At 70.6% G+C, this 22,367-nt stretch carries 22 protein-coding genes and 4 pseudogenes; 18 read left to right on the forward strand and 8 right to left on the reverse strand.

Going from position 1 to position 22,367, the window contains the following annotated elements:
- Window positions 1-1,724 precede the first annotated feature (1,724 nt).
- From AYX06_RS09450 to AYX06_RS09465, 4 genes and pseudogenes are all read right to left on the reverse strand, one after another.
- On the reverse strand, window positions 1,725-1,925 hold the full coding sequence (locus AYX06_RS09450; RefSeq protein WP_062735560.1) for a helix-turn-helix transcriptional regulator: 201 nt from the start codon (window positions 1,923-1,925) through the stop codon (window positions 1,725-1,727).
- A gap of 1 nt (window position 1,926) precedes the next feature.
- Window positions 1,927-2,328, reverse strand: coding sequence for a hypothetical protein (locus AYX06_RS09455; protein ID WP_232319276.1), 402 nt, complete (start codon window positions 2,326-2,328; stop codon window positions 1,927-1,929).
- Window positions 2,329-2,782: 454 nt separating this feature from the next.
- A pseudogene (locus AYX06_RS09460) lies at window positions 2,783-3,202 on the reverse strand (DUF302 domain-containing protein).
- Between the two features lie 84 nt (window positions 3,203-3,286).
- Complete coding sequence (locus tag AYX06_RS09465; RefSeq protein WP_062735562.1) at window positions 3,287-3,544, reverse strand: metal-sensitive transcriptional regulator; 258 nt, start codon at window positions 3,542-3,544, stop codon at window positions 3,287-3,289.
- A gap of 130 nt (window positions 3,545-3,674) precedes the next feature.
- Between AYX06_RS09465 and AYX06_RS09470 the strand changes: the two genes are divergently transcribed.
- The 8 genes from AYX06_RS09470 to AYX06_RS09505 all read left to right on the forward strand — a co-directional run bounded on the left by AYX06_RS09470 (window position 3,675) and on the right by AYX06_RS09505 (window position 10,289).
- The gene (locus AYX06_RS09470) at window positions 3,675-4,268 is read left to right on the forward strand and encodes a rhodanese-like domain-containing protein (protein WP_062735563.1); all 594 of its coding nucleotides are present in this window, start codon (window positions 3,675-3,677) and stop codon (window positions 4,266-4,268) included.
- 104 nt (window positions 4,269-4,372) lie between these two features.
- Window positions 4,373-4,669 carry a rhodanese-like domain-containing protein gene (locus tag AYX06_RS09475; RefSeq protein WP_062735564.1) on the forward strand — a complete coding sequence of 99 codons (297 nt, stop codon included), beginning with the start codon at window positions 4,373-4,375 and terminating at the stop codon, window positions 4,667-4,669.
- Window positions 4,670-4,704: 35 nt separating this feature from the next.
- Complete coding sequence (locus AYX06_RS09480; protein ID WP_062735565.1) at window positions 4,705-5,568, forward strand: sulfite exporter TauE/SafE family protein; 864 nt, start codon at window positions 4,705-4,707, stop codon at window positions 5,566-5,568.
- A gap of 52 nt (window positions 5,569-5,620) precedes the next feature.
- Window positions 5,621-5,995 carry a thioredoxin gene (trxA, locus tag AYX06_RS09485; protein ID WP_062735566.1) on the forward strand — a complete coding sequence of 125 codons (375 nt, stop codon included), beginning with the start codon at window positions 5,621-5,623 and terminating at the stop codon, window positions 5,993-5,995.
- A 91-nt stretch (window positions 5,996-6,086) separates the two neighbouring features.
- Window positions 6,087-7,439 carry an MBL fold metallo-hydrolase gene (locus AYX06_RS09490; RefSeq protein ID WP_062735567.1) on the forward strand — a complete coding sequence of 451 codons (1,353 nt, stop codon included), beginning with the start codon at window positions 6,087-6,089 and terminating at the stop codon, window positions 7,437-7,439.
- A 121-nt stretch (window positions 7,440-7,560) separates the two neighbouring features.
- Window positions 7,561-8,628 (forward strand): HoxN/HupN/NixA family nickel/cobalt transporter, encoded by a 1,068-nt coding sequence (locus AYX06_RS09495; protein ID WP_062735568.1) that lies wholly within the window; start codon window positions 7,561-7,563, stop codon window positions 8,626-8,628.
- A complete protein-coding gene (locus tag AYX06_RS09500) occupies window positions 8,625-9,893 on the forward strand; it encodes an MFS transporter (RefSeq protein ID WP_062735569.1) in 1,269 nt (422 codons plus the stop codon). The genes AYX06_RS09495 and AYX06_RS09500 overlap by 4 nt, the downstream gene beginning before the upstream one ends.
- Window positions 9,894-9,956: 63 nt before the next feature.
- Window positions 9,957-10,289: a DsrE family protein gene (locus AYX06_RS09505; protein WP_186815689.1), complete on the forward strand. Its 333-nt coding sequence runs from the start codon at window positions 9,957-9,959 to the stop codon at window positions 10,287-10,289.
- Window positions 10,290-10,358: 69 nt separating this feature from the next.
- On the opposite strand, the gene AYX06_RS09510 is transcribed toward AYX06_RS09505, so the two are convergent.
- Together AYX06_RS09510 and AYX06_RS09515 are read right to left on the reverse strand one after the other, a co-directional pair.
- Window positions 10,359-11,528, reverse strand: coding sequence for an MFS transporter (locus AYX06_RS09510; protein WP_062735571.1), 1,170 nt, complete (start codon window positions 11,526-11,528; stop codon window positions 10,359-10,361).
- A 279-nt stretch (window positions 11,529-11,807) separates the two neighbouring features.
- The gene (locus AYX06_RS09515; protein WP_062735572.1) at window positions 11,808-13,211 is read right to left on the reverse strand and encodes an MBL fold metallo-hydrolase; all 1,404 of its coding nucleotides are present in this window, start codon (window positions 13,209-13,211) and stop codon (window positions 11,808-11,810) included.
- A gap of 326 nt (window positions 13,212-13,537) precedes the next feature.
- Between AYX06_RS09515 and AYX06_RS09520 the strand changes: the two genes are divergently transcribed.
- Both AYX06_RS09520 and AYX06_RS09525 read left to right on the forward strand, forming a co-directional pair.
- Window positions 13,538-13,885, forward strand: a complete 348-nt coding sequence (locus AYX06_RS09520) for a hypothetical protein (protein WP_232319277.1) — start codon at window positions 13,538-13,540, stop codon at window positions 13,883-13,885.
- Window positions 13,886-13,908: 23 nt separating this feature from the next.
- Window positions 13,909-14,325 (forward strand): annotated as a pseudogene (locus AYX06_RS09525) (universal stress protein).
- A gap of 83 nt (window positions 14,326-14,408) precedes the next feature.
- Here the strand turns inward: AYX06_RS09525 and AYX06_RS09530 are convergent.
- Entirely contained in the window at window positions 14,409-14,846 is a 438-nt protein-coding gene (locus AYX06_RS09530) for a hypothetical protein (protein WP_186815688.1), read from the reverse strand.
- Between the two features lie 156 nt (window positions 14,847-15,002).
- Window positions 15,003-15,866 (reverse strand): F510_1955 family glycosylhydrolase, encoded by an 864-nt coding sequence (locus tag AYX06_RS09535; protein ID WP_062735574.1) that lies wholly within the window; start codon window positions 15,864-15,866, stop codon window positions 15,003-15,005.
- Between the two features lie 159 nt (window positions 15,867-16,025).
- On the opposite strand from AYX06_RS09535, the gene AYX06_RS09540 reads away from it, so the two are divergent.
- The 8 genes and pseudogenes from AYX06_RS09540 (at window position 16,026) to AYX06_RS09575 (ending at window position 22,318) form a co-directional block, all read left to right on the forward strand.
- Window positions 16,026-16,733: a response regulator transcription factor gene (locus tag AYX06_RS09540; protein WP_062735575.1), complete on the forward strand. Its 708-nt coding sequence runs from the start codon at window positions 16,026-16,028 to the stop codon at window positions 16,731-16,733.
- Window positions 16,730-17,314, forward strand: a pseudogene (locus AYX06_RS09545) (HAMP domain-containing protein); the annotation flags it as partial. The gene AYX06_RS09540 and the pseudogene AYX06_RS09545, both read left to right, overlap by 4 nt.
- A 121-nt stretch (window positions 17,315-17,435) precedes the next feature.
- Entirely contained in the window at window positions 17,436-18,683 is a 1,248-nt protein-coding gene (locus tag AYX06_RS09550) for an IS256 family transposase (protein ID WP_062735576.1), read from the forward strand.
- A 43-nt stretch (window positions 18,684-18,726) separates the two neighbouring features.
- Window positions 18,727-19,290 (forward strand): annotated as a pseudogene (locus AYX06_RS09555) (sensor histidine kinase); the annotation flags it as partial.
- Window positions 19,291-19,374: 84 nt separating this feature from the next.
- Window positions 19,375-19,713, forward strand: coding sequence for a heavy-metal-associated domain-containing protein (locus tag AYX06_RS09560; RefSeq protein WP_047691956.1), 339 nt, complete (start codon window positions 19,375-19,377; stop codon window positions 19,711-19,713).
- Window positions 19,714-19,813: 100 nt separating this feature from the next.
- Entirely contained in the window at window positions 19,814-20,479 is a 666-nt protein-coding gene (locus AYX06_RS09565; RefSeq protein WP_062735577.1) for a DUF305 domain-containing protein, read from the forward strand.
- Window positions 20,480-20,558: 79 nt separating this feature from the next.
- Entirely contained in the window at window positions 20,559-20,834 is a 276-nt protein-coding gene (locus AYX06_RS09570; protein ID WP_062735578.1) for an SHOCT domain-containing protein, read from the forward strand.
- Complete coding sequence (locus AYX06_RS09575) at window positions 20,831-22,318, forward strand: multicopper oxidase family protein (RefSeq protein WP_062735579.1); 1,488 nt, start codon at window positions 20,831-20,833, stop codon at window positions 22,316-22,318. Before AYX06_RS09570 ends, AYX06_RS09575 begins: the two co-directional genes overlap by 4 nt.
- Window positions 22,319-22,367 lie beyond the last annotated feature (49 nt).

The following is a 22,367-nucleotide window of genomic DNA, read 5'->3' on the forward strand; positions in this document are numbered from 1 at the left end:
GCGCTCACCCGGGCACGAACCGGAGTGGTCCCCGCCGACAATGGTGGCCTGCCCCACCTGTTCTGCCCCCCACGAGGCCTGGATCTCACCGGCCCAGGGTGGAGACCGTCCCGACGACCTGGCCCAGCGGCCAGACCCTAACCGGCCATATTCGAAGCGCCGGTCGTATGCGGTTCATCGGTCAACATGGGATGACGCTGCGGTGGTCGCGTTCGATGACACCATCTCGCTGCGAAATTCTCATTTCTGGTGGCAGAAACGGTGCTGTCGTAGGAGGATCGGTCCCTAGCCGACGAGTAGACCGACGGGCCGTGGCCGGTGGTGCGTCACGAAGCCGGCGAACAGGAACGGGCCCCCGGGCAGGTCTGGTGCCGGCTGGAGCAGCTCATCGCCGCTGTGTCCAGGGCCCGGTGCGCCAGAGGAGTCCCCTCAGCACCAGGAGTCACCGTGGGGTCAGCCGGTCACAATGCATCACCATCGCTAAGCGTGCTGACAATTACCATTGTGGATTGCTAGCCTCGGACGCACTTCAGTTCCTCGGCTGAAGCGACACCCGGAGCCCCACGGTTCTCCCGCCGGTCCGGGTGCCCCGCACAGGATGCGTTACCTGTGACCGTGTGCCCCGCCCTCCCTGGGGCGGGGCACACGCAATTCCATGGTCATCCCTGCAGAGACCTCCCGGCGCCCAGCAGCACCCCCAGGGCACTGCCCGTCTGGCCCGGCCGTGCATCCGGGGTGGCCTCGGAGGGGTCCCCGCCCAAGGAGCCATCGGCAATGGCCGGGATTGCGCAGGTCAGCGCCACTTTCGGTCACAGTCCCCGGCCGGTCCGCCCCTGTGGCAAGGATGAATCATGAACCGGCATGAACGCGCAGACCGTGTGACACCCCGGAGGTCCGCAACGACCGGCAGCCGCACCGACGACGCAGCCCGGAGCGACAGCGGCCCAGCGGCCCGGAGCGACAGCGACCCAGCGGCCCGGAGCGACAGCGACCCAGCGGCCCAGCATTTGCGCCCGGGTCAGGTGGTGCAGGCCCGGTTCCGCGGAGTGGTTCACTGGACGGGGACGGTGGAGACCGTCTCGGTCGCTTTGGGTGTTATCTGGATCCGCGAGAACGGGCTGGGGGAACGCAAGCTGCTGGACCTGCAGGAGTACCAGGTCCACCCCCAGGAGGGCGCCGAGAAATGACACGGGGCCTTTCGCACCGGACACATCACCGGACCCCGCCCCGGGCACAGCACAGCACAGCACAGCACAGCACAGCACAGCACAGCACAGGAAGATGATCCGCCCTGCTCTCACTCATCGTCAGGGCGATCGACACTGTCAGAGCCGGCCAGCAAAGGCTCCTCAGTGACCAGGAGAAAGGGGCGGGTCGGCCCCCCAGCCGATCCCGCCCCTTCCGTTCTCCGCCTCAGACCGGACATCCACCTGCAGTGGTGGATCCCCCCGGATCCATAACAGCGCCGGCCTGTCCCAGAGCTCGAGGGGTCATGGGAATGCCCCTCTCACCAGCAGAGTTCCCCATCCCGCCCGCCCCGGCAACACCCCTCAAAGCCTGAGCGTTCACAAAAGGAAGCAAAGGTGTGTGATCGCGAACATGCGAAGGACCACACTGCGCTCTGCTCCCACCGGCTGAGCGGACGCAGCCGCCGCCCCGCCTGCGCCGCAGGGGCCGCTCAGCGGACTGATGTTCTTCGCTGGCCGAGCACCACGACGTGGAGGCTATGGCTGGTCATCGGGGAAGAAGAGTTCCTCGATGGTGCTGTCGAACACTGCGGCGAGCCGGAAGGCCAGCGGCAGCGAGGGGTCGAAGCGTCCGCGTTCGATGGAGATGACGGTCTGACGTGAGACACCCAGCTCGTCGGCGAGCCGTTGTTGCGACCACCCGAGGCGTTGACGTGAGTCGTGGACCAGGTTCCGCACCTCAGCCCTTCCGCCGCAGCACCAGGTACCGGATCCCGAACGAGGCGAAGCACGCCGCGAGGACCGCCGCGAGGACGAGGTCCAGATCGACGGAGACCCCACCGGGAACGAACGTCAAGACGATCAACGTGATGCCAAGCCCCGCAACCAGGTCCATGAAGGAGCCTGAGGCGGCCCTGTCGTACCACCGGGATTCGATGGAGTCGTCGGGACGTTCGACTGCTCCCTCGAGCGTGTCACGGTCCACGACCAGGACGTACACCAGGGCGATGGCCGGCATCGTGAGACAGGCGCTGAACACCCAGAACCCCAGTGCGGGATTCGCTGCGGTGACACCGACCAGGACGGACAACCACCCGCCCGCCCCTGCGAGGATCACGCCGGCGGGAACGGCGATGGCCATCGCCGGGGTGCGACCGGTTCCGAACTTCGTACGCCCCCATTTCGTGCGCGCTTGTGTGGTCGTCATGTCGCCTCTCCCTCAGCATGTACAGCTAACTTTACAAGTCGAGTTTCCTTTACACTGCGGGCGCCGTCAAGAGAAGCGTCCAGCGCTTACGTGCGATCACCGATGGGGCCCCCCGCTATGCCCGACCTGCGGCGTGGCCCCTGCGGGCAACGCCTGTTAGCCGGGTCGCATGCGAAGCCGGGCGCGTTTCCTGACTTTTGCCCCGTCGCTCAAGCACCTTTCACGTGGCCCTGAGATTGCACCGCCGACCTTGGAGCTCCGGGCGCCCCACACGGGAACCCCTGGGGTGCTCGGGTGACAGCGGTTCGTCAGCCACAGGGGCGCCCCGCCATTGGCGGGGCGCCCCTGCAGCCGGTCACCTTGCTCGGTGGCCGCGATGGGAGAGTGTTCAGCCGGCCGAGCTGGCTTCGCCGAGAATGGTGAGGGCTGCGCGCAGTCGCGTGTCGGCGTCGTCGGCGACCTCACGCACCTGAGGGCTGCCGCTGAGCTGGACCATGGTCTGCGGGTCGATGGCCTCCACGGTGGTGTGGTCGTCATCGCCGCGGCGGACCACGACGTTGCAGGGCAGCAGGGCGCCGAGCTGCGGTTCGCCGGGCAGGGCCTTGCTGGCCAGGTGCAGGTTGCAGGCGCCCAGGATCACGTAGTCGCCGACGGCGTGGCCGGCCTCTTCGCCGAGCTTGGTGGTGAAGGTGGCCTTGACGTCGATCTAGGTGAGGATGCCGAAGCCCTGCTCGGCCAGGGCGGCGCGGGTGCGTTCCACGGTCTGGTCGTAGGGCAGGGCGACGGTGACGGTGTGGGTGCAGGTCATGTGCTGCTCCTGTGATGCGTGGTCATCCAGTGGGCAACCAGGAGTCGCCGGCTCCCGACCGTCGGGCTGTCAGACTCTCCGGGCTCAGGCCAGAGAGAGGAACAGCTTCTCCAGGTCCTTCTTGTCCAGGGTCTCCTCCGGGTTGGTCAGGCACTGCTCCAGCCCGGAGGCGATGACCGCGAAGCCGGCCCGATCCAGGGCCTTGGACACCGCCGAGAGCTGGGTGACGACGTCCTTGCAGTCCCGGCCCTCCTCGAGCATGCGCACCACCGCACCGAGCTGGCCTTGGGCGCGCTTGAGGCGGTTGATCACGGGGGTCAGTTCGGTGGTGTCCAGCTGCATCGGGGTCTCCTGACGAGGTTTGGGGCTTGCCCCAATTCTATACCCCCGGGGGTGTCTTGCATACCCTGGGGGGTATCGGTAATACTGGGTGCACACCCCCGTTCCCGTGAGCTTTCCCGAGAGGATCCCCATGACTTCCGCTAACACCACCGTGACCACCCTCGAGCCTGAGACCCTGCGCCAGTGGATGGCCCAGCACGAGGACCTGGTGATCATCGACGTTCGCTCCGCAGCGGAGTTCGAGTCCCTGCACATCCGCGGGTCCTACAACGTGCCCCTGCCCCTGCTCTCCGAGCACACCGCCGATCTGGCCGCACGCCTGGGTGAGCGGGTCGTGCTGGTCTGCCAGTCGGGGGTCCGTGCCGAGCAGGCCCGCCAGAAGCTGTCCACCGCCGGGGTCGACACCGCCTACGTGCTCACCGGCGGCGCCCCCGGCTTCGCCAACGCCGGCGGCGACGTCGTGCGCGGGGCTCAGCGCTGGGACCTGGAGCGCCAGGTGCGCATGGCCGCCGGCTCCCTGGTGCTCACCGGGCTGGTGGGCGGCCGGTTCGTGTCCCCCAAGGTGCGCGCTCTGGCCGGGATCGTCGGCACCGGGCTGGCCTTCTCGGCCGCCTCCAATACCTGTGCGATGGGCAAGGCCCTGGCGGCCATGCCCTGGAACAAGACCGCGCAGGAGCCCACGGCCACCACGGCCATCCAGCAGATCCCGGCCGCCGGCGCCTGAGCCCCACCAGGCCTGCCCGGGGCGGACCGAGGACCGCGTCGGCCCCTCGGTCCGCCCCGGGCACCCCATCGTCGTCCACCATCGAGCCATTCCCAGGAGCAGTCATGTCAGAGATCACCATCACCGACGCCGAGGCCCGCCGTGCCCAGGACCAGGTCCTCGACGTCCGGGAGGACTTCGAGGTCGCCGAGGGCATGATCCCCGGCGCCGTCCACATCCCCATGGGCCAATTGAACGCCCGCCTGGCCGAGCTCGAGAAGGCCCGCCCGGTGATCGTGGTCTGCCGCAGCGGCAACCGCAGCGCCCGGGTGGCCGACGCACTCAACAACGTCGGCTACACCGCCGACACCATGGCCGGGGGCATGATCGCCTGGCAGCGCGCCGGCCTGCCCACCGTCTGACCCCCCCGGTTTCGCCAGGACAAGGACACTTCCTCATGACCGTCACCCTCGTACTGACCCTCCTGCTGTCGGTGCTGATCGGGCTCTCGCTCGGCCTGCTCGGCGGCGGCGGGTCCATCCTCACCGTCCCGATCCTCACCTACGTCGCCGGGCTGGACCCCAAGGAGGCCATCGCGGCCTCCCTGTTCGTCGTCGGGGTGACCTCCGCCGTCAGCGCCGTCAACCACGCCCGCAACGGGCGCGTGAAGTGGCGCACCGGCCTCGTCTTCGGCGCGGCCGGCATGGCCGGGGCCTTCCTGGGCGGGCTGGCCGGCGGCTACATCCCCGGCACCGTGCTGATGGTCGCCTTCGCACTGATGATGGTCGCCACCTCCCTGGCCATGATCCGCGGCCGCAGGAACAGCACCGCAGCACCCCACGACGGCGAGCTGCCCGTCGGCAAGGTCGTCGCCGAAGGCCTGGTCGTGGGTCTCGTCACCGGCCTGGTGGGCGCCGGCGGCGGCTTCCTCGTCGTCCCGGCCCTGGCCCTGCTGGGCGGGCTGTCCATGCCCGTGGCCGTGGGCACCTCCCTGGTGGTCATCGCCATGAAGTCCTTCGCCGGCCTCGCCGGCTACCTCACCACCGTCTCCCTGGACTGGGCCCTGGTGGGCGCGGTGACCGTCGCCGCAGTCGCCGGCTCATTCGCCGGGGCGCGACTGGCCGGGCGCATCCCCGAGGCCGCCCTGCGCAAGGGCTTCGGCATCTTCGTCCTGGTCATGGGTGTCTTCGTCCTGGTCCAGGAGCTGCCCGGCGCGGCCGGGACCGCCGTCGGGATCACCGCCGCGGCCGCGGGCGCTGCCGCCGCCGTCTGCTGGTTCGTGGTCCCGAGGTGCCCGCTGCGCACGCCCCTCACCGCCTGAGCGCCCCTCCTCCCCGCACACCCGCACACCCGCACACCGACAGGAGCTCCCCATGGCCACCATCGACACCACCGAAGCCGACTTCGCCCCCACCATCGAGTCCAACGACATCGTCCTCGTGGACTTCTGGGCGTCCTGGTGCGGCCCCTGCCGCATGTTCGCCCCGACCTACGAGGCCGCCTCCGCCAAGCACCCGGACGTCGTCTTCGCCAAGGTCGACACCGAGGCCGAGCAGCGGCTCGCCGCCGCCGCCGGCATCAGCTCCATCCCCACCCTGATGGCCTTCCGCGAGGGCGTGCTCGTGTTCTCCCAGCCCGGCGCCCTGCCCGCCGCCGGGCTCGAGCAGGTCATCACCGCGGTCAAGGGTCTCGACATGGCCGAGGTCCACGCCGAGCTCGCCCGACAGCAGGCCGAGCAGCCGGCCTGACCCCACCTTGAACCCACATACCCCTGGGGGTATGTTGGGGGCGGGGTCACCCCCGTCCCCTCGTTCCACCACCCGCTACAGGAGGAGAACCATGGACGTCACCGTCATCGACACCCCCCAGCTCGGGGACCGCAGCTACCTCGTGCACGACGGGCAGACCGCCCTGGTCATCGACGCCCAGCGCGACATCGACCGGGTCGAGGCCCTGCTCGCCCAGACCGGGATGAGCCTCACCCATGTGGCCGAGACCCACATCCACAACGACTACATCACCGGCGGACTCGTCCTGGCCCGCAAGTACGGGGCCGCCTATCTGGTGAACGCCGCCGACGACGTCTCCTTCGAGCGCACCCCGATCGCCGACGGCGAGACCGTGCGGGTCGGGGAGCTCACCGTGAAGGCCGTGGCCACCCCCGGCCACACCCACCACCACCTCTCCTTCGTGGTGGAGCACGGTGACGAGCAGGCCGTGTTCTCCGGCGGCAGCGTCCTCTACGGCTCCGTGGGCCGCACCGACCTGCTGGGCCCCGAGCACACCGAGGGCCTGACCCACGACCAGTACGCCTCCGCCCGCCGCCTGGCGCAGGAGGCCGAGGAGAAGGCCGCCCTGTACCCCACCCACGGCTTCGGCTCCTTCTGCTCCTCCGGCCCCGCCACCGGCGCGGACGGGTCCACCCTGGGTGAGCAGTTCGAGACCAACCACGTCTACACCGACCCGGACGAGGAACACTTCGTCTCCGAGCTGATCGCCAACCTCACGGCCTACCCCAACTACTACGTGCACATGGGCCCGGCCAACGCCGCCGGCCCCACCGAGCCCAACCTCGAGGTGCCCGACTCCCTGGACCCCGCCGAGCTCCGCTCCCGCCTGGAGGACGGGGAGTGGGTGGTGGACCTGCGCCACCGGGTGGCCTACTCCGCCGAGCACCTCAAGGGCACGATCAGCTTCGAGTACGGCGACGGCTCCAGCTTCACCACCTTCCTGGGCTGGATCTTCCCCTACGACCGGCAGCTGACCCTCGTCGGGTCGCGTGCGGACGTCGAGAACGCGATCCGGGACCTGTCGAGGATCGGCATCGACTCCCCCGACGCCGCCCTGGGCGAGGACCCGGAGAAGCTCGCCCCCGGGGCGACCGTGTCCTCCTACCCCCGGGTGGGCTGGGCCGAGGTGCTCGCCGACCGTCCGACCGAGGAGACCATCCTGGACGTGCGCCGGGCCGAGGAGTACGAGGACTCCCACATCAACGGTGCGGTCAACATCCCGCTGCACGAGCTGCTGCCCCGCATGGACGAGGTGCCCGCGGGGAAGCTGTGGGTGCACTGCGGCTCCGGGTACCGCTCCGGGGTGGCCGCCTCCCTGCTGGAGCGCGCCGGCAAGGACCCGGTGCACATCGACGCGATGTTCGCCGAGGCCGCCGACGCCGGCCTGCCCATGGACGGCTGAGCGCCCCGACCATCATCGTGCACCCGTGACAGGCCTCGGGGCGGGCAGGAATCCCCTGCCCGCCCCCGTGGCTTGTTCGATCCTTCTGTTCGCGCACCCGGTACCCAGGAAAGGCCCCCGCATGGAAACCCGCACCGTAGAACCCCGCGCCCGGGAGCAGGTCCGCAGCCTCACCGGCATGGGGGCCACCGTCGTCGGTCTGCACGTGGCCGGGTGGGGTGCCTTGTTCGCCTGGTTGCTGCCGGCCCAGGCCGCTGCCGGGGCGAACTCCGGGGTGTTGCTCGGGTTGGCCGTGGGCGCCTACGCCCTGGGGGTACGCCACGCCTTTGACGCCGACCACATCGCGGCCATCGACAACGCCACCCGCCAGTTCCTCACCCGCGGGCGCACCACCGTGACCACCGGGTTCTGGTTCGCCCTGGGACACTCCTCGGTGGTGGTGGCCTCCGTGGCCCTGCTGGCCCTGGGCGTGGACAGTTTCACCGCGGGCCTGGCCGATGAGGACTCCACGCTGCGCCAGGCCGCCGGGATCTGGGGTGGGACCGTCTCGGGGCTGTTCCTGCTCACCGCCGGGGCACTGAACCTCCCGGCCCTGCGGTCCCTGCACCGGCTGCGCCGGACCATCGGCGAGGGCCCGGTCGACGAGCACGCATTCCACACGCACCTGAACCGGCGCGGAGTGCTGCACCGGGTGCTGCACCCACTCACCCGCACGGTGGATCGGCCGGTGAAGATGTACCCGGTCGGCTTCCTGTTCGGGCTGGGCCTGGACACCGCGGCCTCCATCAGCCTGTTCGTCCTCGCCGGGACCCTGGCCCCGTCCCTGCCCTGGTACGCCGCGATGGTGCTGCCGGTGCTGTTCACCGCGGGCATGACCGCCTTCGACAGCGCCGACGGGGTGATGATGGCCCGGATCTACAGCCGGGCCACCGGTAACGCCCGGCGCAGCCTCGACTACAACATCGTCGTCACCGGCGTGTCCGTGTTCATCGCCTTCCTCATCGGCGGGACGGGTTTGCTCTCCGTGGTCGCCGAGCTGACCCAGCCCACCGGCGGAGTCCTGGCCGGAATCGGGGCCGTGGACCTGAACTTCCTGGGGCTGGCTCTGATCGCCTTCTTCGCCCTGGCCTGGGCGGCCACCGCCGCGACACGCCGGGCCGCCCCCGCCACCACCGGGCCCCGGCCATGACCCGCCCGGCCCTCGACCGCCCGGCCCGGGCCACCGTGCTGGGGCTGCGGCAGAACCTGGCCCAGTTCACCCTGCTGGTGGTCGTCAACGCCCTGGTCGGGGGAACCCTGGGCCAAGAACGGACCGTGCTGCCACTGCTGGCCACCGAGGAGTTCGGGCTCGATCTCTACACCAGCTCGCTGACCTACATCCTGGCCTTCGGGGTGGCCAAGGCCGCCACCAACTACCTCGCCGGCACCCTCGCCGACCGCTACGGGCGCAAACCCGTGCTGGTGGCCGGATGGCTGATCGCCCTACCGGTGCCGCTGCTGCTGATCTACGGGCCCTCCTGGGGGTGGATCGTGGCCGCCAACCTCGTCCTGGGCATCAGCCAGGGCCTGACCTGGTCCACGACCGTGGTGATGAAGATGGACCTGGTCGGCCCGCACCGGCGCGGGGCGGCGATGGGCCTCAATGAGGCCGCCGGCTACCTCGGGGTCGCCGCCACGGCCATGGCCACCGGATACCTGGCCGCCCACTACGGGCTGCGCCCGGCCCCGTTCCTGCTCGGTGCCGCCTACATCGCCCTCGGGCTGGGGCTGTCGGTCCTCGCCGTGCGCGAGACCCGCGATCACGCCCACCTGGAGGCCACCGGCCACGTCACCACCCACACTCACGCCCACGGGTCCCTGAGCAACCGGCAGGTCTTCGCCCTGACCAGCTTCCGCGACCGGTCACTGTCGGCCGTCAGTCAGGCCGGGATGGTCAACAACCTCAACGACGGGCTGGCCTGGGGGCTGTTCCCGGTCCTGTTCGCCGCCGCCGGGCTCTCCCTGGGCCAGATCGGGATCCTTGCTGCGGCCTACCCGGCCGTGTGGGGCGCCTTGCAGCTGGCCACCGGTGCGTTGTCGGATCGGTGGGGGCGCAAGGGCTTCATCGTGGCCGGGATGCTTACCCAGGCCGCGGCCCTAGGCCTGATCGCGGCCGGTTCCACATTCGAGATGTGGCTGGTGGCGGTGGTGCTGCTCGGGGCCGGGACCGCGATGGTCTACCCCACCCTGCTGGCCGCCATCGGCGATGTCGCCCATCCCACCTGGCGGGCCCGGTCGGTGGGCATCTACCGGCTGTGGCGCGACGGCGGCTTCGCTGTCGGCGCGGTGGTCTCCGGGGTGGTCGCCGACGCCTTCGGCATCCCCGCGGCCGTGGCCGTCGTCGCCGCCCTGACAGCCGCTTCCGGGGGCGTGGTCGCCGTGCGGATGCGCGGGCGCGACCACACCGGCGCCTGAGGCCCCGCCAGTGGCCGCAACACCATGCCCATGCTGCGAAAGGCCCCCGCATTGCACCGTGCCGTGATCCACCTCAACGACGCCGCCCCGGAGAAAATCCAGACCGCGCTGCAGAACACCGCCAACCTTCTCGCTGCCCTCGGGCCCGAGACCCAGGTGGAGCTCGTCGCCCACGGTCCCGGCATCGCCGTGGCCACCGACCCGGCCACCGAGGAATTCACTGCCCAGCTCACCGGTCTGCTGGCGGCAGGGGTGGCCCTGTGCGTGTGCCAGAACACCATGACCGCCCGCCGCCTGACCCCCACGGACATCCACCCCCAGGCGGTGGTCGTGGCCTCCGGTGTCGCTCACCTCGTCACCCGACAGACCGAAGGATGGTCCTACCTGCACCCCTGACCCCACCACCGAGGTCCGGCTGAGCACAACGCAGCGCCTGCGCGTCGACGTCGAGGAGGGCTCTGATGGTCACGGCCCGGTTCCACCCACGGCCGCCGCTGGCGTGGACCCGTACAGCAACAGGGCCACCCCGCTGGACAGGGACACCGCGGCGGTGATCACGAGCAGCACCCCCAGCCCCAGGCCCGGAATGACCGCACCGGCGATGGCCGGCGCTGCGACCGAGCTCAGTGCCCCCACGACCAGGCAGGCCGTGAACGCCGCGCCTGCCCGCTCGGGCACCAGCTCAGCGGTCCAGACGGCGAGCACCGCCGACCCCGTCATGTACCCGACACCGAAGATGCACGCCGAGGCCATCGTCGCGGTCAACGAGTCGCTGGCCAACCCAAGCAGCGCCAACGCCGCGGCCACCGTCACCAGACTCAGCGCGGCGACCCGCAGGCTGCCCACTCGTTGCGCGAGGGCCCCGGTCGCCACACCCACCATGCCGGTGAGGCCGATGGCCGCATACAGCGCCGGAACGGCCGCCGCCGGCAGGGTGCCGCTGTCCACGACGTCGGCGGCGTAGGTGAAGTAGATGACGACCACCGCGAAGTAGACCACGGAGTAGGCACCCGGGACCCGCAGCGCCGCCGCCAGCGAGGAGGCGCCGAGCTGTCCCTCCGGGCGTGGGGCCGGTCTGGTGCGCGGCACCAGGCGCAGGTTCACGATCGCCGCGACCACCGCGGCCACAGCGATGCCGGCCCAGACCAGCCGCCAGGATCCCAATGCGGTCATCACGGCCAGCCCGCCCAGCAACAGGAGCCCGCCGCTGGTGCCGGTTGTGATGATCGCCAACGCTCGGGGTTGCTGCCGCAAGGGCACCGAACGGGTCACGATGTCGGAGTACGGCGCCCAGACCCAGCCACCGGCGCTGCCGGCCAGGACGACACCGACGGCCAGCAACCAGGGGGCCTGCGCGGAGGTCACGATCACCGCCCCCGCAGCACCGCAGGCCCCACCCACGGTTGTCGGAGCGCGCGAACCGTGGCGGGTTGCCAGTCGGCCCGCCAGCAGCAGGCCGGCCAGATAGCCCGCGAACGTGGCGCTGGAGACCAGCCCGAGCACCAGCTCGGAGAGCCCCAGGTCCTCCCGGATGTCGGGCAGTGTCAGACCGTAGGCGTAGCGGGCCATGCCGAAGGCGACCCCGACCACCGCCGCTCCGGCCAGCCCGATCCGGCTGCCCGCCGAAAGTGTCACGGATGCCTCCTCATGCTGCGGCGTGCACCGGAACTGCTGTCCACCGCAGCAGCATCGGCCGACACGATGCGCTCAGTTTGACTGCTCATCAGCGGTCCGCGGTGAAAGAACCGATAGAACCGCTTGTCACGGCCGCCCGGGCTTGAGGCTACCTCCACGGCCCGGCACCGTTCGGTCAGCACCTGACCACCCGCCACCTCGAGGCGCCGGACACGACCGAAGGGGCCACCCGCATCATGCGAGTGGCCCCTCCGGCCGTTCAGTGCTGGATGCCCCGGGTCAGCGGGCGGCGACCGCGGTGTCCTGGGCGGCGGACCAGGCGGCGTAGGAGCCCTCGAGCTCCACCACGTCGTAGCCGGCGTGGCGCAGGGTCGAGGCCACGACCGAGCTGCGCAGCCCGCTCTGGCAGTAGGTCACGATCGTGCCCTGCTCCGGGAGCCGGTCCAGGTTCCACAGGACCCGGCCGCCGTGCAGCTGGGTGGCGCCGGGGACGTGGCCGGCGGTGTGCTCGCTCACGGCGCGCACGTCCAGCAGCAGGGCCTTGTCGAAGGCCTCGACCTCCTCGGGGGCGACCAACCGCGGGGTGGACTGCGGCAGGCCCTCGATCCCGGTGACGTAGCCGGCCACGGCGTCGATGCCCACGCGCACCAGGTGGTCCCAGAACTCCTGGGCGGCCTCCTGGTCGGGCGCCAGCAGCACCAGCGGCCGGTCGTCGGCCTCGGGGTTCACGGCCCAGGCGCCGAAGGTCGCGATCGACTTCCCCGCCGGGATGTTCAGCGCCCCGGCCACGGTCCCGGTGTGCACCTCGTCCGCGGAACGGGTGTCCACGAAGGTCACCTCGCCGGCCGCCAGGCGCTGCGCGACCTGCTGCGGGTCGAGCTCGGGCAGCGGGGTCCGCTCGCCCATGACGGCCGGGCCCCGGCGGTTCTGGTTCTTCATCCGGCCGAAGTAGAACGGGGCGTCGGGCTGGCCGTCGAGCAGCTCGGCGACGAAGCCGGCCTCGTCGTCGGCCGCCAGGTAGGGGCCCCACCAGGCGTAGAGGCGCTCGTAGCCCACCGTGGTGGAGGGGATCGCGCCCAGGGCCTTGCCGCAGGCCGAGCCCGCGCCGTGGCCGGGGAAGACCTGGACGTGGTCGGGGAGGGTCAGGAACTTCTCCTTGAGGCTGGTGAACATCTGCTTCGCGCCGAGGAAGCGGGTGTCCACGCCGCCGGCGGCCTCGTCCAGCAGGTCCGGGCGGCCCAGGTCGCCGGAGAACACGAAGTCGCCGGTGAGCAGGTAGCCCGGGGCGTCGGCGAAGGCGCCGTCGGTGACCAGGAAGGACAGGTGCTCGGGGGTGTGACCCGGGGTGTGCACCGCGGCCACCACGATGTTGCCGATGCGGATCTCGTCGCCGTCGTGCAGGCGGGCGGCCTCGAACTCGTACTGCCAGTCCTCCCCGCCCTCGCCGGAGACGTGCATCGTCGCCCCGGTGGCCGCGGCCAGCTCGCGGGTGCCGGAGAGGTAGTCGGCGTGGATGTGGGTCTCGGTGACCGCCGTGATCTCCATGCCGTTCTTGGTGGCCATGTCCCGGTAGACGTCGATGTCGCGGCGGGCGTCGACCACCAGCGCCTGGCCGGTGCGCTGGCACCCGATGAAGTAGCTGGCCTGGGCGAGGTCCTCGTCGTAGATGCGCTCGATGAGCATGGGTCTCTCCTTCGGGGAGTCGGTGGAACAAGGGTTCGGCGGAGTTCCCTCCGGCCGTCTGCCCACCAGCGTAATACCCCCTGGGGTATCCTGCAAGTACCCCTGGGGGTATATGCTTGGGGGCTCGTCTTCCTCCGCGTTTGAACGATGGGAAAGTCCACACCAGGACGGATGGCCGGACGCCAACCGTCGCGGCCAGACCTTCTAGCCCCTGCCACGGTTCTCAAGGTGCATGGACAAGGGGCTCATACTGCGACGCGGCCCACCGCTAACGGGGCCATATGTAAAGCGGAAGGGACCTATCTGGTCTCACGATGCTGGGTGCCGTGCTGTGGATCGCGCTGGTCCGCAGCAGCGAGGGGATCGTGGCGCCCAACAGCACCATCGAGCTGATGCGGGACCTCGGCCGGCCCCGCGGGGACATGTACGAGGTCGCCGTGTGGGCCGACATCCTCACGGTGCGCGGCGACGAGCTGTTCTGCACCTACACCGTCGACAACCAAGCGGTGGTAGTCCCGGAGAACATCGACGCGATCCGGGCCCTGGCCGGCACCGTCACGGACGGGACCGAATCCATGAGCCGCACCGACGCCGCCCTGGACGTACGCGCCGACTTCCTGGCCCGCGCCCCGCACCCCGGCCAGGCCCACTCCCCGGAGGGGGCACGGTCGTGAACGCCGCGGAACCCTTCCGCATCGTGGTCGGGGTGGACGGATCGCCCGAGTCCCTGAGGGCTCTGGAGTGGGCGGTCACCGAGGCCCGGTTCCGTCAGGGTCAGGTCCATGTGGTGACTGCCTGGCAGCATCCGTCCATGGTGGCCGGTGACGACCTGGATTGGGACCTGACCCGATACGAAGCCAGGGCCCGGCACCTCCAGGACGACGCCTTGCGCAGCGTCCACGCCGAGCAGGAGGACATCACCGGCGAGGTGGTCCAGGGCTAGGCCGCCGCGGTGCTGGTGGAGGCTTCCGCCGAGGCCGATCTGCTGATCGTGGGACCCCACGGCTACGGCGGCTTCACCGGCCTGCTCCTGGGCTCGGTCTCCAACCAGGTCGTCCACCACGCCCACTGCCCCGTGCTCGTCGTCAAGCCCCGGCACCAGGGCCGCCTATAGAGGGGTCCGGAAAGAGACGTGCCGGGGCGCAGGATCGTGAAGTGCATGTCGCAGCGTCAGCGGGCCCGGAAGGATCACTTCGGTCAGTGGCCGGAGGTGTGGCCGGGGCTGTGGGAAGGGGCCGGGGACTCGTCGCCGCCCGGGATGCCGCCTGTTGCGCTGCCGCTGATGAGCGGGCCGATGACGAAGGCCGAGAGCGAGTAGAGGACCGCGAAGACGAGCAGACCCACCGCGGGCGCCCACCAGGTCCCGAACCTGCGGCGCAGACGTAGCAGGAAGGGGATCGAGGCGGCAAGGCCCAGAACACCGAACAGGACGGTCCCGCCGGACCCGGCAATCAGCGCCGTCCCGGCGAGCACGCCCACATGGTGCAGCACATGCGGGAGGAGCCCCAGGACCACGCCGATCCCGCCGATGGCGGAGTTCCACAGCGCGCGCAGGCGCCTCGGCCGGACCAGCTGAGCGTCTCCGGGGGTGCCCGCCTGATCGCTGAGCCGGTGGTGGGGAAGATGCTCATCCATCGCCATCGCGCCCTTCCCTGCAGCTGGTGTGCTGTCCCGCCGAGTGTAGTCACCGGCCCGCCATAGGCATGGGCTCGAGGTGCCGCGAATGTCGGTCCCGACCGGTCCGGGGCCGGCCTTGCGGCCCCGGACCGGCTGTCCGGCTCGCGTGCGTTCTTACAGCAGCACCTCGGTGCTGCTGCCGCCGTCGGTGGTGCGCAGGACGGTGGAATCGGCCACCAGCAGTGCCTCCACCGTCCCCTCCGCAGTGATGCTCGCTCCCAGGGCGGTGATCTCCCCGATCGCCTTCTCACTGGTGTCCCAGGTGTCCCCGGCGTCAGCGCTGGTGAGCAGGCGCCCGTCGATGCCGGCGCCGACGATGGTCTTCTCATCGGCCCAAGCCACCATCGACATCAGTTGCGGGGTGTCCAGGGTGTCCCAGGTGGTCCCGTCGTCGCTGGAGCGCAGCACGCCGTTCTCGGTGGTGGCCAGGACTGTGCCCGTGCCCGGGGCGATCGCCAGGGACGCCGGGGCGGAGGGGATCTCAAGGGTGTCCCAGGTGCGGCCGTCGGTGCTGGCGCGCAGCTGCCCGTCGAAGCCGATGACCGCGTTCGGGCTGGCGGTCAGGGCGTGGAAGTCCGACTCCCCCCCTCGGGAGAGCACCTCCCAGGTCTCACCGCCGTCGGTGGATTCGATCAGCCCGACCGGTTCGGGCAGGTCGGTCCCCATCCCGGGGTGGCCCGAGGCGAGGTAGCGGCCCTCGGTGAGGGTGAAACCCATCAGGTCCACGACCGGGCCCACCTGGGTCAACTGCCGGTTCTCCAACCGGAACAGGCCCTCATGGGTGGCCAACAGAATCACCCCGGTGGCTGTGTCGCGGGTGATGGCATGGATGTGGGTGATCGCCGTTCCAGCGCTGTTGGTGCTGGAGGAAGCAGTCGGAGCCGTGGAGTTCGCCTGCGGCGAGCACGCCACCAGGGCCCCGGAGCCCAGCAGGCTGAACCCGGCCAGGAGAAGGGATCTGCGGGTCAAGGAGTTCATGGGTCCTTTCCGCCTCGCAACCACATCACGAGGACCATCCACCATTCTCGACCGGCCGTAGAGGGGCTCTGCGCCGTTTTCCTTGAAGGTTTGGCGAAGATTGCCGCAGGAAGGGCCTCTGGGACGGATCGGCATACAGGTCGGGGACACACTGGAGGCATGAATTCTGGCTCCGATGCCGGCACCCGCCCGGAGCGGGTGCTGGTGGTCGACGACGAGAAACCCCTGGCGCAGATGGTCGCCACCTACCTGGCCCGCGCCGGCTACGCGGTGGACCTGGCGCACACCGGCCCCGACGCCCTGGAGGCCGCCCGCGACCGGAGCCTGGACGTGGTGGTGCTGGACCTGGGTCTGCCGGGGCTGGACGGCATCGAGGTGTGCCGCAGGATCCGGGGCTTCTCCGAGTGCTACGTGCTGATGCTCACGGCCCGCGGGGACGAGGAGGACAAGCTGGCCGGGCTGGCGGCCGGGGCCGACGACTACATCACGAAGCCCTTCAGTGTTCGCGAGCTCGTCGCCCGGGTGGCCGCGGTGCTGCGCCGGCCCCGGACCACCGTGGCCCCGGTCGAGCCCGCCCGGGAGTTCGGGGAGCTGACCGTCGACCTCGCGGCCCACGAGGCACGGGTGGGCGGGCGGCCGGTGGGCCTGACCCGCACCGAGTTCGACCTACTGGGGGCCCTGTCGGCCCGCCCGCACCAGGCGCTCACCCGCCGCAAGCTCATCGACACCGTCTGGGATCCATCCTGGGTCGGGGACGAGCGGATCGTGGACGTGCACATCGGGCACCTGCGCCGGAAGCTCGGGGAAGACCCGATCGGCTTCATCGACACGGTCCGTGGGGTCGACTACCGGATGGTGACACCGTGAGTCCCCGGCGCGAGCGGAGCCTGGCTACCCGGTTCTTCACCGTCCAGGTGCTGGTGGTCGCAGCCTCCCTGGCGGCGGCAGTCGTGGTGGCCTCCCTGATGGGCCCGGCGATCTTCCACAATCACTTGATCATGGCCGGGCATGCGGAGAACTCCCCGGAGTTGCTGCACGTGGAGCAGGCCTACCGCGACACCAACCTCATCACCGTGGCCGTGGCCTTGGCCACGGCCCTGATCTGCGCCCTGGTCGCCAGCATCTGGTTATCCCGTCGCATCCAGGGTTCTCTCGGGAAGCTGGCCGAAGCCGCCAAAGGCATGTCCCGCGGCCGCTACGACACCCGGGTACCGGCCCTGGGTGCCGGAGCGGAGGTGGACGGGGTGGCCACCGCGTTCAACACCATGGCGGCTCGTCTGCAAAGTACCGAAGGCACCCGCCGGCGGATGCTCTCGGACCTGGCCCATGAGATGCGCACCCCGATCTCGGTGCTCACCGTGTACTGCGAAGGCCTCCAGGACGGGGTCATCCACTGGGACGAAACCACCAGCGAGATCATGACCGACCAGCTGGGACGCCTCACCCGGAGTTGAGCCCCCGATAGTGGTGTAGCGCGGTGGTCCTGCTCGTCGTTCCGGACGAGGGCGCGGCCACCGTGAGATCTTTCGAGTTCACCTCTCACAGCACCCTCGAAAGGACATCATCACGATGACCGCTCCTCATATTGTCGACCCTGTCGGCCTGCTCGGCGAAGCCCTGTCCGAAGCGTCCCCGGATCTGATGCGGTCCCTGCTGCAGACGGTGATCAACGCGCTGCTCTCCGCCGATGCCGAGGCGGTGGTCGGCGCCGAATGGGGCCGACCCGCTCCCGAGCGGGTGACCCAGCGCAACGGCTACCGGCACCGCGACCTCGACACCCGCATCGGCACTATCGACGTCGCCGTCCCGAAGCTGCGCACCGGCACCTACTTCCCCGACTGGTTGCTCGAGCGGCGCAAACGGGCCGAGTCCGCCCTCATCACGGTCGTGGCCGACTGCTACCTGGCCGGGGTCTCGACCCGCCGGATGGACAAGCTGGTGAAGACCCTGGGGATCAACAGCCTGTCGAAGTCCCAGGTCTCCCGGATGGCCGGTGATCTCGACGAGCACGTGGAGTCCTTCCGCCACCGGCCCCTGGGCGAGGCCGGTCCTTTCACGTTCGTGGCCGCCGACGCGCTGACCATGAAGGTCCGCGAAGGCGGGCGCGTAGTGAACGCGGTCGTGCTGCTGGCCACCGGGGTCAACGGCGACGGCCACCGCGAGGTCCTGGGCATGCGGGTGGCCACGGCCGAGACCGGGGCGGCCTGGAACGAGTTCTTCGCCGACCTCGTGGCCCGCGGCCTGGGCGGGGTCCGCCTGGTCACCTCCGACGCCCACGCCGGGCTCAAGGACGCGATCGCCGCGAATCTGCCCGGGGCCACCTGGCAGCGGTGCCGCACCCACTACGCGGCCAATCTCATGTCGATCTGCCCGAAGAGCATGTGGCCGGCCGTGAAGGCGATGCTGCACAGCGTCTACGACCAGCCCGACGCCGCCGCCGTGCACGCCCAATTCGACCGCCTCATCGACTACGTCGCCGAGAAGCTCCCGGCGGTGGCCGAGCATCTGGGGCAGGCCCGCGAGGACATCCTCGCCTTCACGAGCTTCCCCAAGGACGTCTGGGCCCAGATCTGGTCCAACAACCCCGCCGAACGGCTGAACAAGGAGATCCGGCGGCGGACCGACGCAGTCGGGATCTTCCCCAACCGAGCAGCCATCGTCCGCCTCGTCGGCGCCGTGCTGGCCGAACAGACCGACGAGTGGGCCGAAGGCCGCCGCTACCTCGGCCTGGAGGTACTCACCCGATGCCGGCTCACCACCGTCGACGTCACCGGAAGCGAGGTGAATCCCGACCCCCTGACCGCACTGACAGCCTGATCCCCGTACGAAGGATCGTTACACCACTCCCGGGGGCTTGACCACCCGGCTGGTCGAGGACATCACCGATGTCTCCCGCGCCGAGGAGGGGCGCATCGACCTGGACCGCGCAGAACAGCCCGTGCTCGAACTGCTGCACACCGCCGCCGAGGCCCACAGGGAGTCCTACGCGGCCAAGGGCGTGGCCCTCGACGTGGACGTCGACGATGAGACCGGGGTCCTGGAGGTGGACCGGCAGCGGATGGGGCAGGTGCTGGGCAATCTGCTCACCAACGCCCTGCGCCACACCCCAGCGGGTGGGACGGTCACCGTCAGTGCCACCCATCAGATGTCCGGCCAAGTGGTCCTCTGCATCAGCGACACCGGTGAGGGCATCAGTGCCGAGCAACTGCCTCAGGTGTTCGAGCGCTTCTGGCGCGGGGACACCGCCCGGGACCGAGACCACGGCGGCTCGGGGATCGGGCTGGCCATCTCCAAAGCACTGGTCGAAGCCCACGGCGGCACCCTGACCGCCGCCTCCCCCGGCCCCAGACACGGCGCGGTGTTCACCATCCAGTTGCCGACCCCCCAACTGGCCGATCTGCCTCCCGCTCGGGAGGCTCACTGACATCCTTGCACTATACCCCCCCAGGGTATATACCTGAGAGGCGAGGGGCGTTCCCCGTTCCCTCACGATCCGAAGGAGCCCACCATGACCAGCTCGCCCCGCCACCCCCTGCCGATGGCCGCCACCGGTTGCGCCTGCTGCGCTCCCACCTCTGTCCCCGAGGAAGCGGGGACTGCCGTCGAGGCGCAGTCGCCGTCCTCGGACGGCACCGCCACGACCTACCAGGTGGAGGGCATGACCTGCGGCCACTGCGCCGGCCGGGTCACCGAGGCCCTCACGGCGTTGGAGGGGGTCCTTGACGTGCAGATCGACCTCGTAGCCGGCGAGGCTTCGGCCGTTACCGTGACCAGCACCACCCCTGTCGCAGAGGAATCCGTGCGCGCCGCAGTGGCGCGTGCAGGATATGCGGTCACCTCTTCCTGAGCGTGCCGGGACCGGATCCCCCACGGCCCGACCCGGCTCCCGGTCTCCAGGCCCTGCCTGGGGCCACCACCACCCGACTACCCCACGTAAGGACATCCCCATGAACCGAGCCTCTTCCCTCACCGCCGTGGCCCTCGCCTCTGCCCTGGCCCTGGCCGGCTGCGGCACCGGAGGCGGAGAGAACACTGACGCGGCCTCCGAGACCACCAGCTCCACAGCTGCCGCCACCGGGGCCGGCAGCGCCTCGAGCACCCCGTCGGGCGCTACCTCAGGGGAACCGATCGCTGAAGAGCACAACGACGACGACGTGATGTTCGCGCAGATGATGATCCCGCACCACGAGCAGGCCGTGGACATGAGCGAGATCCTGCTGGCCAAGGACGACGTCCCCGCCGATGTCCGGGCCTTCGCCCAGAAGGTCGTCGATGCCCAGGGCCCGGAGATCGAGCGCATGAACCAGATGCTGCGGACCTGGGAAGCGCCGATGCCCGGCGAGGACTCCACGTCCATGGGCCACGGGGCCGGCGGGATGATGAGCGAGGAGGACATGGGCATGCTCAACGATGCGCAGGGGACGGACGCGGCCCGGCTGTACCTGGAGCAGATGACCGTCCACCACGAGGGCGCGGTCGAGATGGCCCGGGACCAGGTCGAGCAGGGGCAGAACCCCCAGGCCGTCGAGCTCGCCCGCCAGGTGGTCGAGGACCAGGAGGCGGAGATCACCGAGATGGAGCAGATGCTCCAGGAGCTGCCGGACGGTTCCTGACCGCCCCGGTGACCGGCGTCGCCGCCCACGGGCGGCGCTCTGCAGGAAGCAACGAACCGATCGATGAAGGAGGACCGCGATGATGTGGGGCGACGGCATGGGAGGAGGCATGGGCTGGATGTGGATCTTCTGGCTCCTGCTGATCCTGGGCACGGTGGTGCTGATCTTCGTGCTCGTGAAGGCGTTCACCGGGAACTCGGGCGGCGGGACCCGGCAGGGCGGGAGCGCCCCGCCACCGACGGGTGCCGGCCCGCGCCGGTCCCGGGAGATCCTCGAGGAGCGCTACGCGCGCGGGGAGATCAGCACCGAGGAGTACCGCGAGCGGCTGCGGACCCTGGACGAGGGCGACCGGTGAGCCCGCTGACGCGCCGGCAGCTGCTGGCCCTGGGCGCGGCCGGGGCCGGCGCCGCGGCCGCGGGCGGGGCCGGGCTGTGGTGGACCGGCGGCGGCGGCCAGGCCCTCGGCGGCGGCCGGGAGCTGGTGCAGCCCGAGGTGCTGTCCAGCCGCGACGGGGCCCTGGACCTGGCCCTGGAGGCAGCCCCCGCCCGGGTGCGGATCGGGGCGCGCACCGCGCACGTGCAGGCGTTCAACGGCTCCCTGCCCGGGCCCACCCTGCGGGTCCGCCCCGGCGACACGCTCCGGGTGGCGATGACCAACGGCCTGGACGACCCGACGAACCTGCACGTGCACGGCCTGCACGTCTCCCCGCAGGACAACGGGGACAACCCCTTCGTGAGCATCGCCCCCGGGGAGACCTTCGACTACGAGTACGTCCTGCCGGGCGACCACCCGCCGGGCACCTACTGGTACCACCCGCACCACCACGGCCACGTGGCCGACCAGCTCGCCGCCGGGCTCTACGGGGCCATCGTCGTCGAGGACCCCGACCCCGTCCCGGTGGCCCGGGAGCGGGTCCTGGTCGTCTCCGACATCACCCTGGACGCCTCCGGGAACCTCGCCGAGGTCTCCCCGCCGCAGCAGATGATGGGCCGGGAGGGCGAGACCGTGCTGGTCAATGGTCAGGTCCGTCCCGAGGCCACCGCCGCACCCGGGGAGCGGGAGCTGTGGCGGGTCGTCAACGCCTGCCCATCCCGGTACCTGCGCCTGACCCTCGACGGCCAGACCCTGCGGCTGTCCGGCCGCGACCTCGGCCGGCTGCCCGAGCCGGTCGAGCTCACCGAGGTGACCCTGGCGCCGGGCAACCGGGTGGAGCTGCTGGTGGACACCCGTGAGGGCACCTCCACCCTGGTGGCCGCCCCGGTGGACCGCGGCAGCATGGACGGGATGATGGGCGGGGCCATGCCCGGGGACGGCCCCGGCAACGACGAGCCGATCGAGCTGCTCACCCTCGAGGTCGCCGGGGACCGGGCCGGGGACGCCGGGCCCGTGCCCGCCGGCCCGTCCCTGCGGGATCTGCGCGAGGAGCCGGTCGAGGCCCGGCGCACCCTGGACTTCGCCATGGGCATGGGAGGGATGGGCGGGATGATGGGCAGCATGCGCGGGCCCGGGCAGATGATGTCCTTCACGATCGACGGGCAGCAGTTCGACGCCGAGCGCACCGACCAGCGGGTCCGGGTGGGCACCGTGGAGGAGTGGACCCTGGTCAACTCCAGCCCCATGGACCACCCGATGCACCTGCACGTGTGGCCGATGCAGGTCGTGTCCGAGGCAGGCCGCGACGTCCCCGGACCGCGGTGGCAGGACGTGGTCAACATCCCCGCCTTCGGGGAGGTCACGGTCCGGGTGGCCTTCGAGGACTTCGGCGGCCGCACCGTCTACCACTGCCACATCCTCGACCACGAGGACCTCGGCATGATGGGCACCGTGGCGGCCCGCTGAGCACCGTGGGCTCGGCCCACCGACCCTGTCCGAACCACCCCACCGCCGG

The sequence above is a fragment of the Kocuria turfanensis genome, assembly GCF_001580365.1.
GTDB lineage: Bacteria > Actinomycetota > Actinomycetes > Actinomycetales > Micrococcaceae > Kocuria > Kocuria turfanensis.

What these genes read in the sequence shown, in the direction of transcription:
- AYX06_RS09535 (WP_062735574.1), bottom strand. Translation starts at nt 15,866, where the DNA reads ATGAACTCCTTGACCCGCAGATCCCTTCTCCTGGCCGGGTTCAGCCTG.
- AYX06_RS09540 (WP_062735575.1), top strand. Translation starts at nt 16,026, where the DNA reads ATGAATTCTGGCTCCGATGCCGGCACCCGCCCGGAGCGGGTGCTGGTG.
- AYX06_RS09560 (WP_047691956.1), top strand. Translation starts at nt 19,375, where the DNA reads ATGACCAGCTCGCCCCGCCACCCCCTGCCGATGGCCGCCACCGGTTGC.
- AYX06_RS09550 (WP_062735576.1), top strand. Translation starts at nt 17,436, where the DNA reads ATGACCGCTCCTCATATTGTCGACCCTGTCGGCCTGCTCGGCGAAGCC.
- AYX06_RS09480 (WP_062735565.1), top strand. Translation starts at nt 4,705, where the DNA reads ATGACCGTCACCCTCGTACTGACCCTCCTGCTGTCGGTGCTGATCGGG.
- AYX06_RS09490 (WP_062735567.1), top strand. Translation starts at nt 6,087, where the DNA reads ATGGACGTCACCGTCATCGACACCCCCCAGCTCGGGGACCGCAGCTAC.
- AYX06_RS09565 (WP_062735577.1), top strand. Translation starts at nt 19,814, where the DNA reads ATGAACCGAGCCTCTTCCCTCACCGCCGTGGCCCTCGCCTCTGCCCTG.
- AYX06_RS09495 (WP_062735568.1), top strand. Translation starts at nt 7,561, where the DNA reads ATGGAAACCCGCACCGTAGAACCCCGCGCCCGGGAGCAGGTCCGCAGC.
- AYX06_RS09475 (WP_062735564.1), top strand. Translation starts at nt 4,373, where the DNA reads ATGTCAGAGATCACCATCACCGACGCCGAGGCCCGCCGTGCCCAGGAC.
- AYX06_RS09530 (WP_186815688.1), bottom strand. Translation starts at nt 14,846, where the DNA reads ATGGATGAGCATCTTCCCCACCACCGGCTCAGCGATCAGGCGGGCACC.
- AYX06_RS09570 (WP_062735578.1), top strand. Translation starts at nt 20,559, where the DNA reads ATGATGTGGGGCGACGGCATGGGAGGAGGCATGGGCTGGATGTGGATC.
- AYX06_RS09455 (WP_232319276.1), bottom strand. Translation starts at nt 2,328, where the DNA reads ATGGCCATCGCCGTTCCCGCCGGCGTGATCCTCGCAGGGGCGGGCGGG.
- AYX06_RS09465 (WP_062735562.1), bottom strand. Translation starts at nt 3,544, where the DNA reads ATGCAGCTGGACACCACCGAACTGACCCCCGTGATCAACCGCCTCAAG.
- AYX06_RS09500 (WP_062735569.1), top strand. Translation starts at nt 8,625, where the DNA reads ATGACCCGCCCGGCCCTCGACCGCCCGGCCCGGGCCACCGTGCTGGGG.
- trxA (WP_062735566.1), top strand. Translation starts at nt 5,621, where the DNA reads ATGGCCACCATCGACACCACCGAAGCCGACTTCGCCCCCACCATCGAG.
- AYX06_RS09515 (WP_062735572.1), bottom strand. Translation starts at nt 13,211, where the DNA reads ATGCTCATCGAGCGCATCTACGACGAGGACCTCGCCCAGGCCAGCTAC.
- AYX06_RS09470 (WP_062735563.1), top strand. Translation starts at nt 3,675, where the DNA reads ATGACTTCCGCTAACACCACCGTGACCACCCTCGAGCCTGAGACCCTG.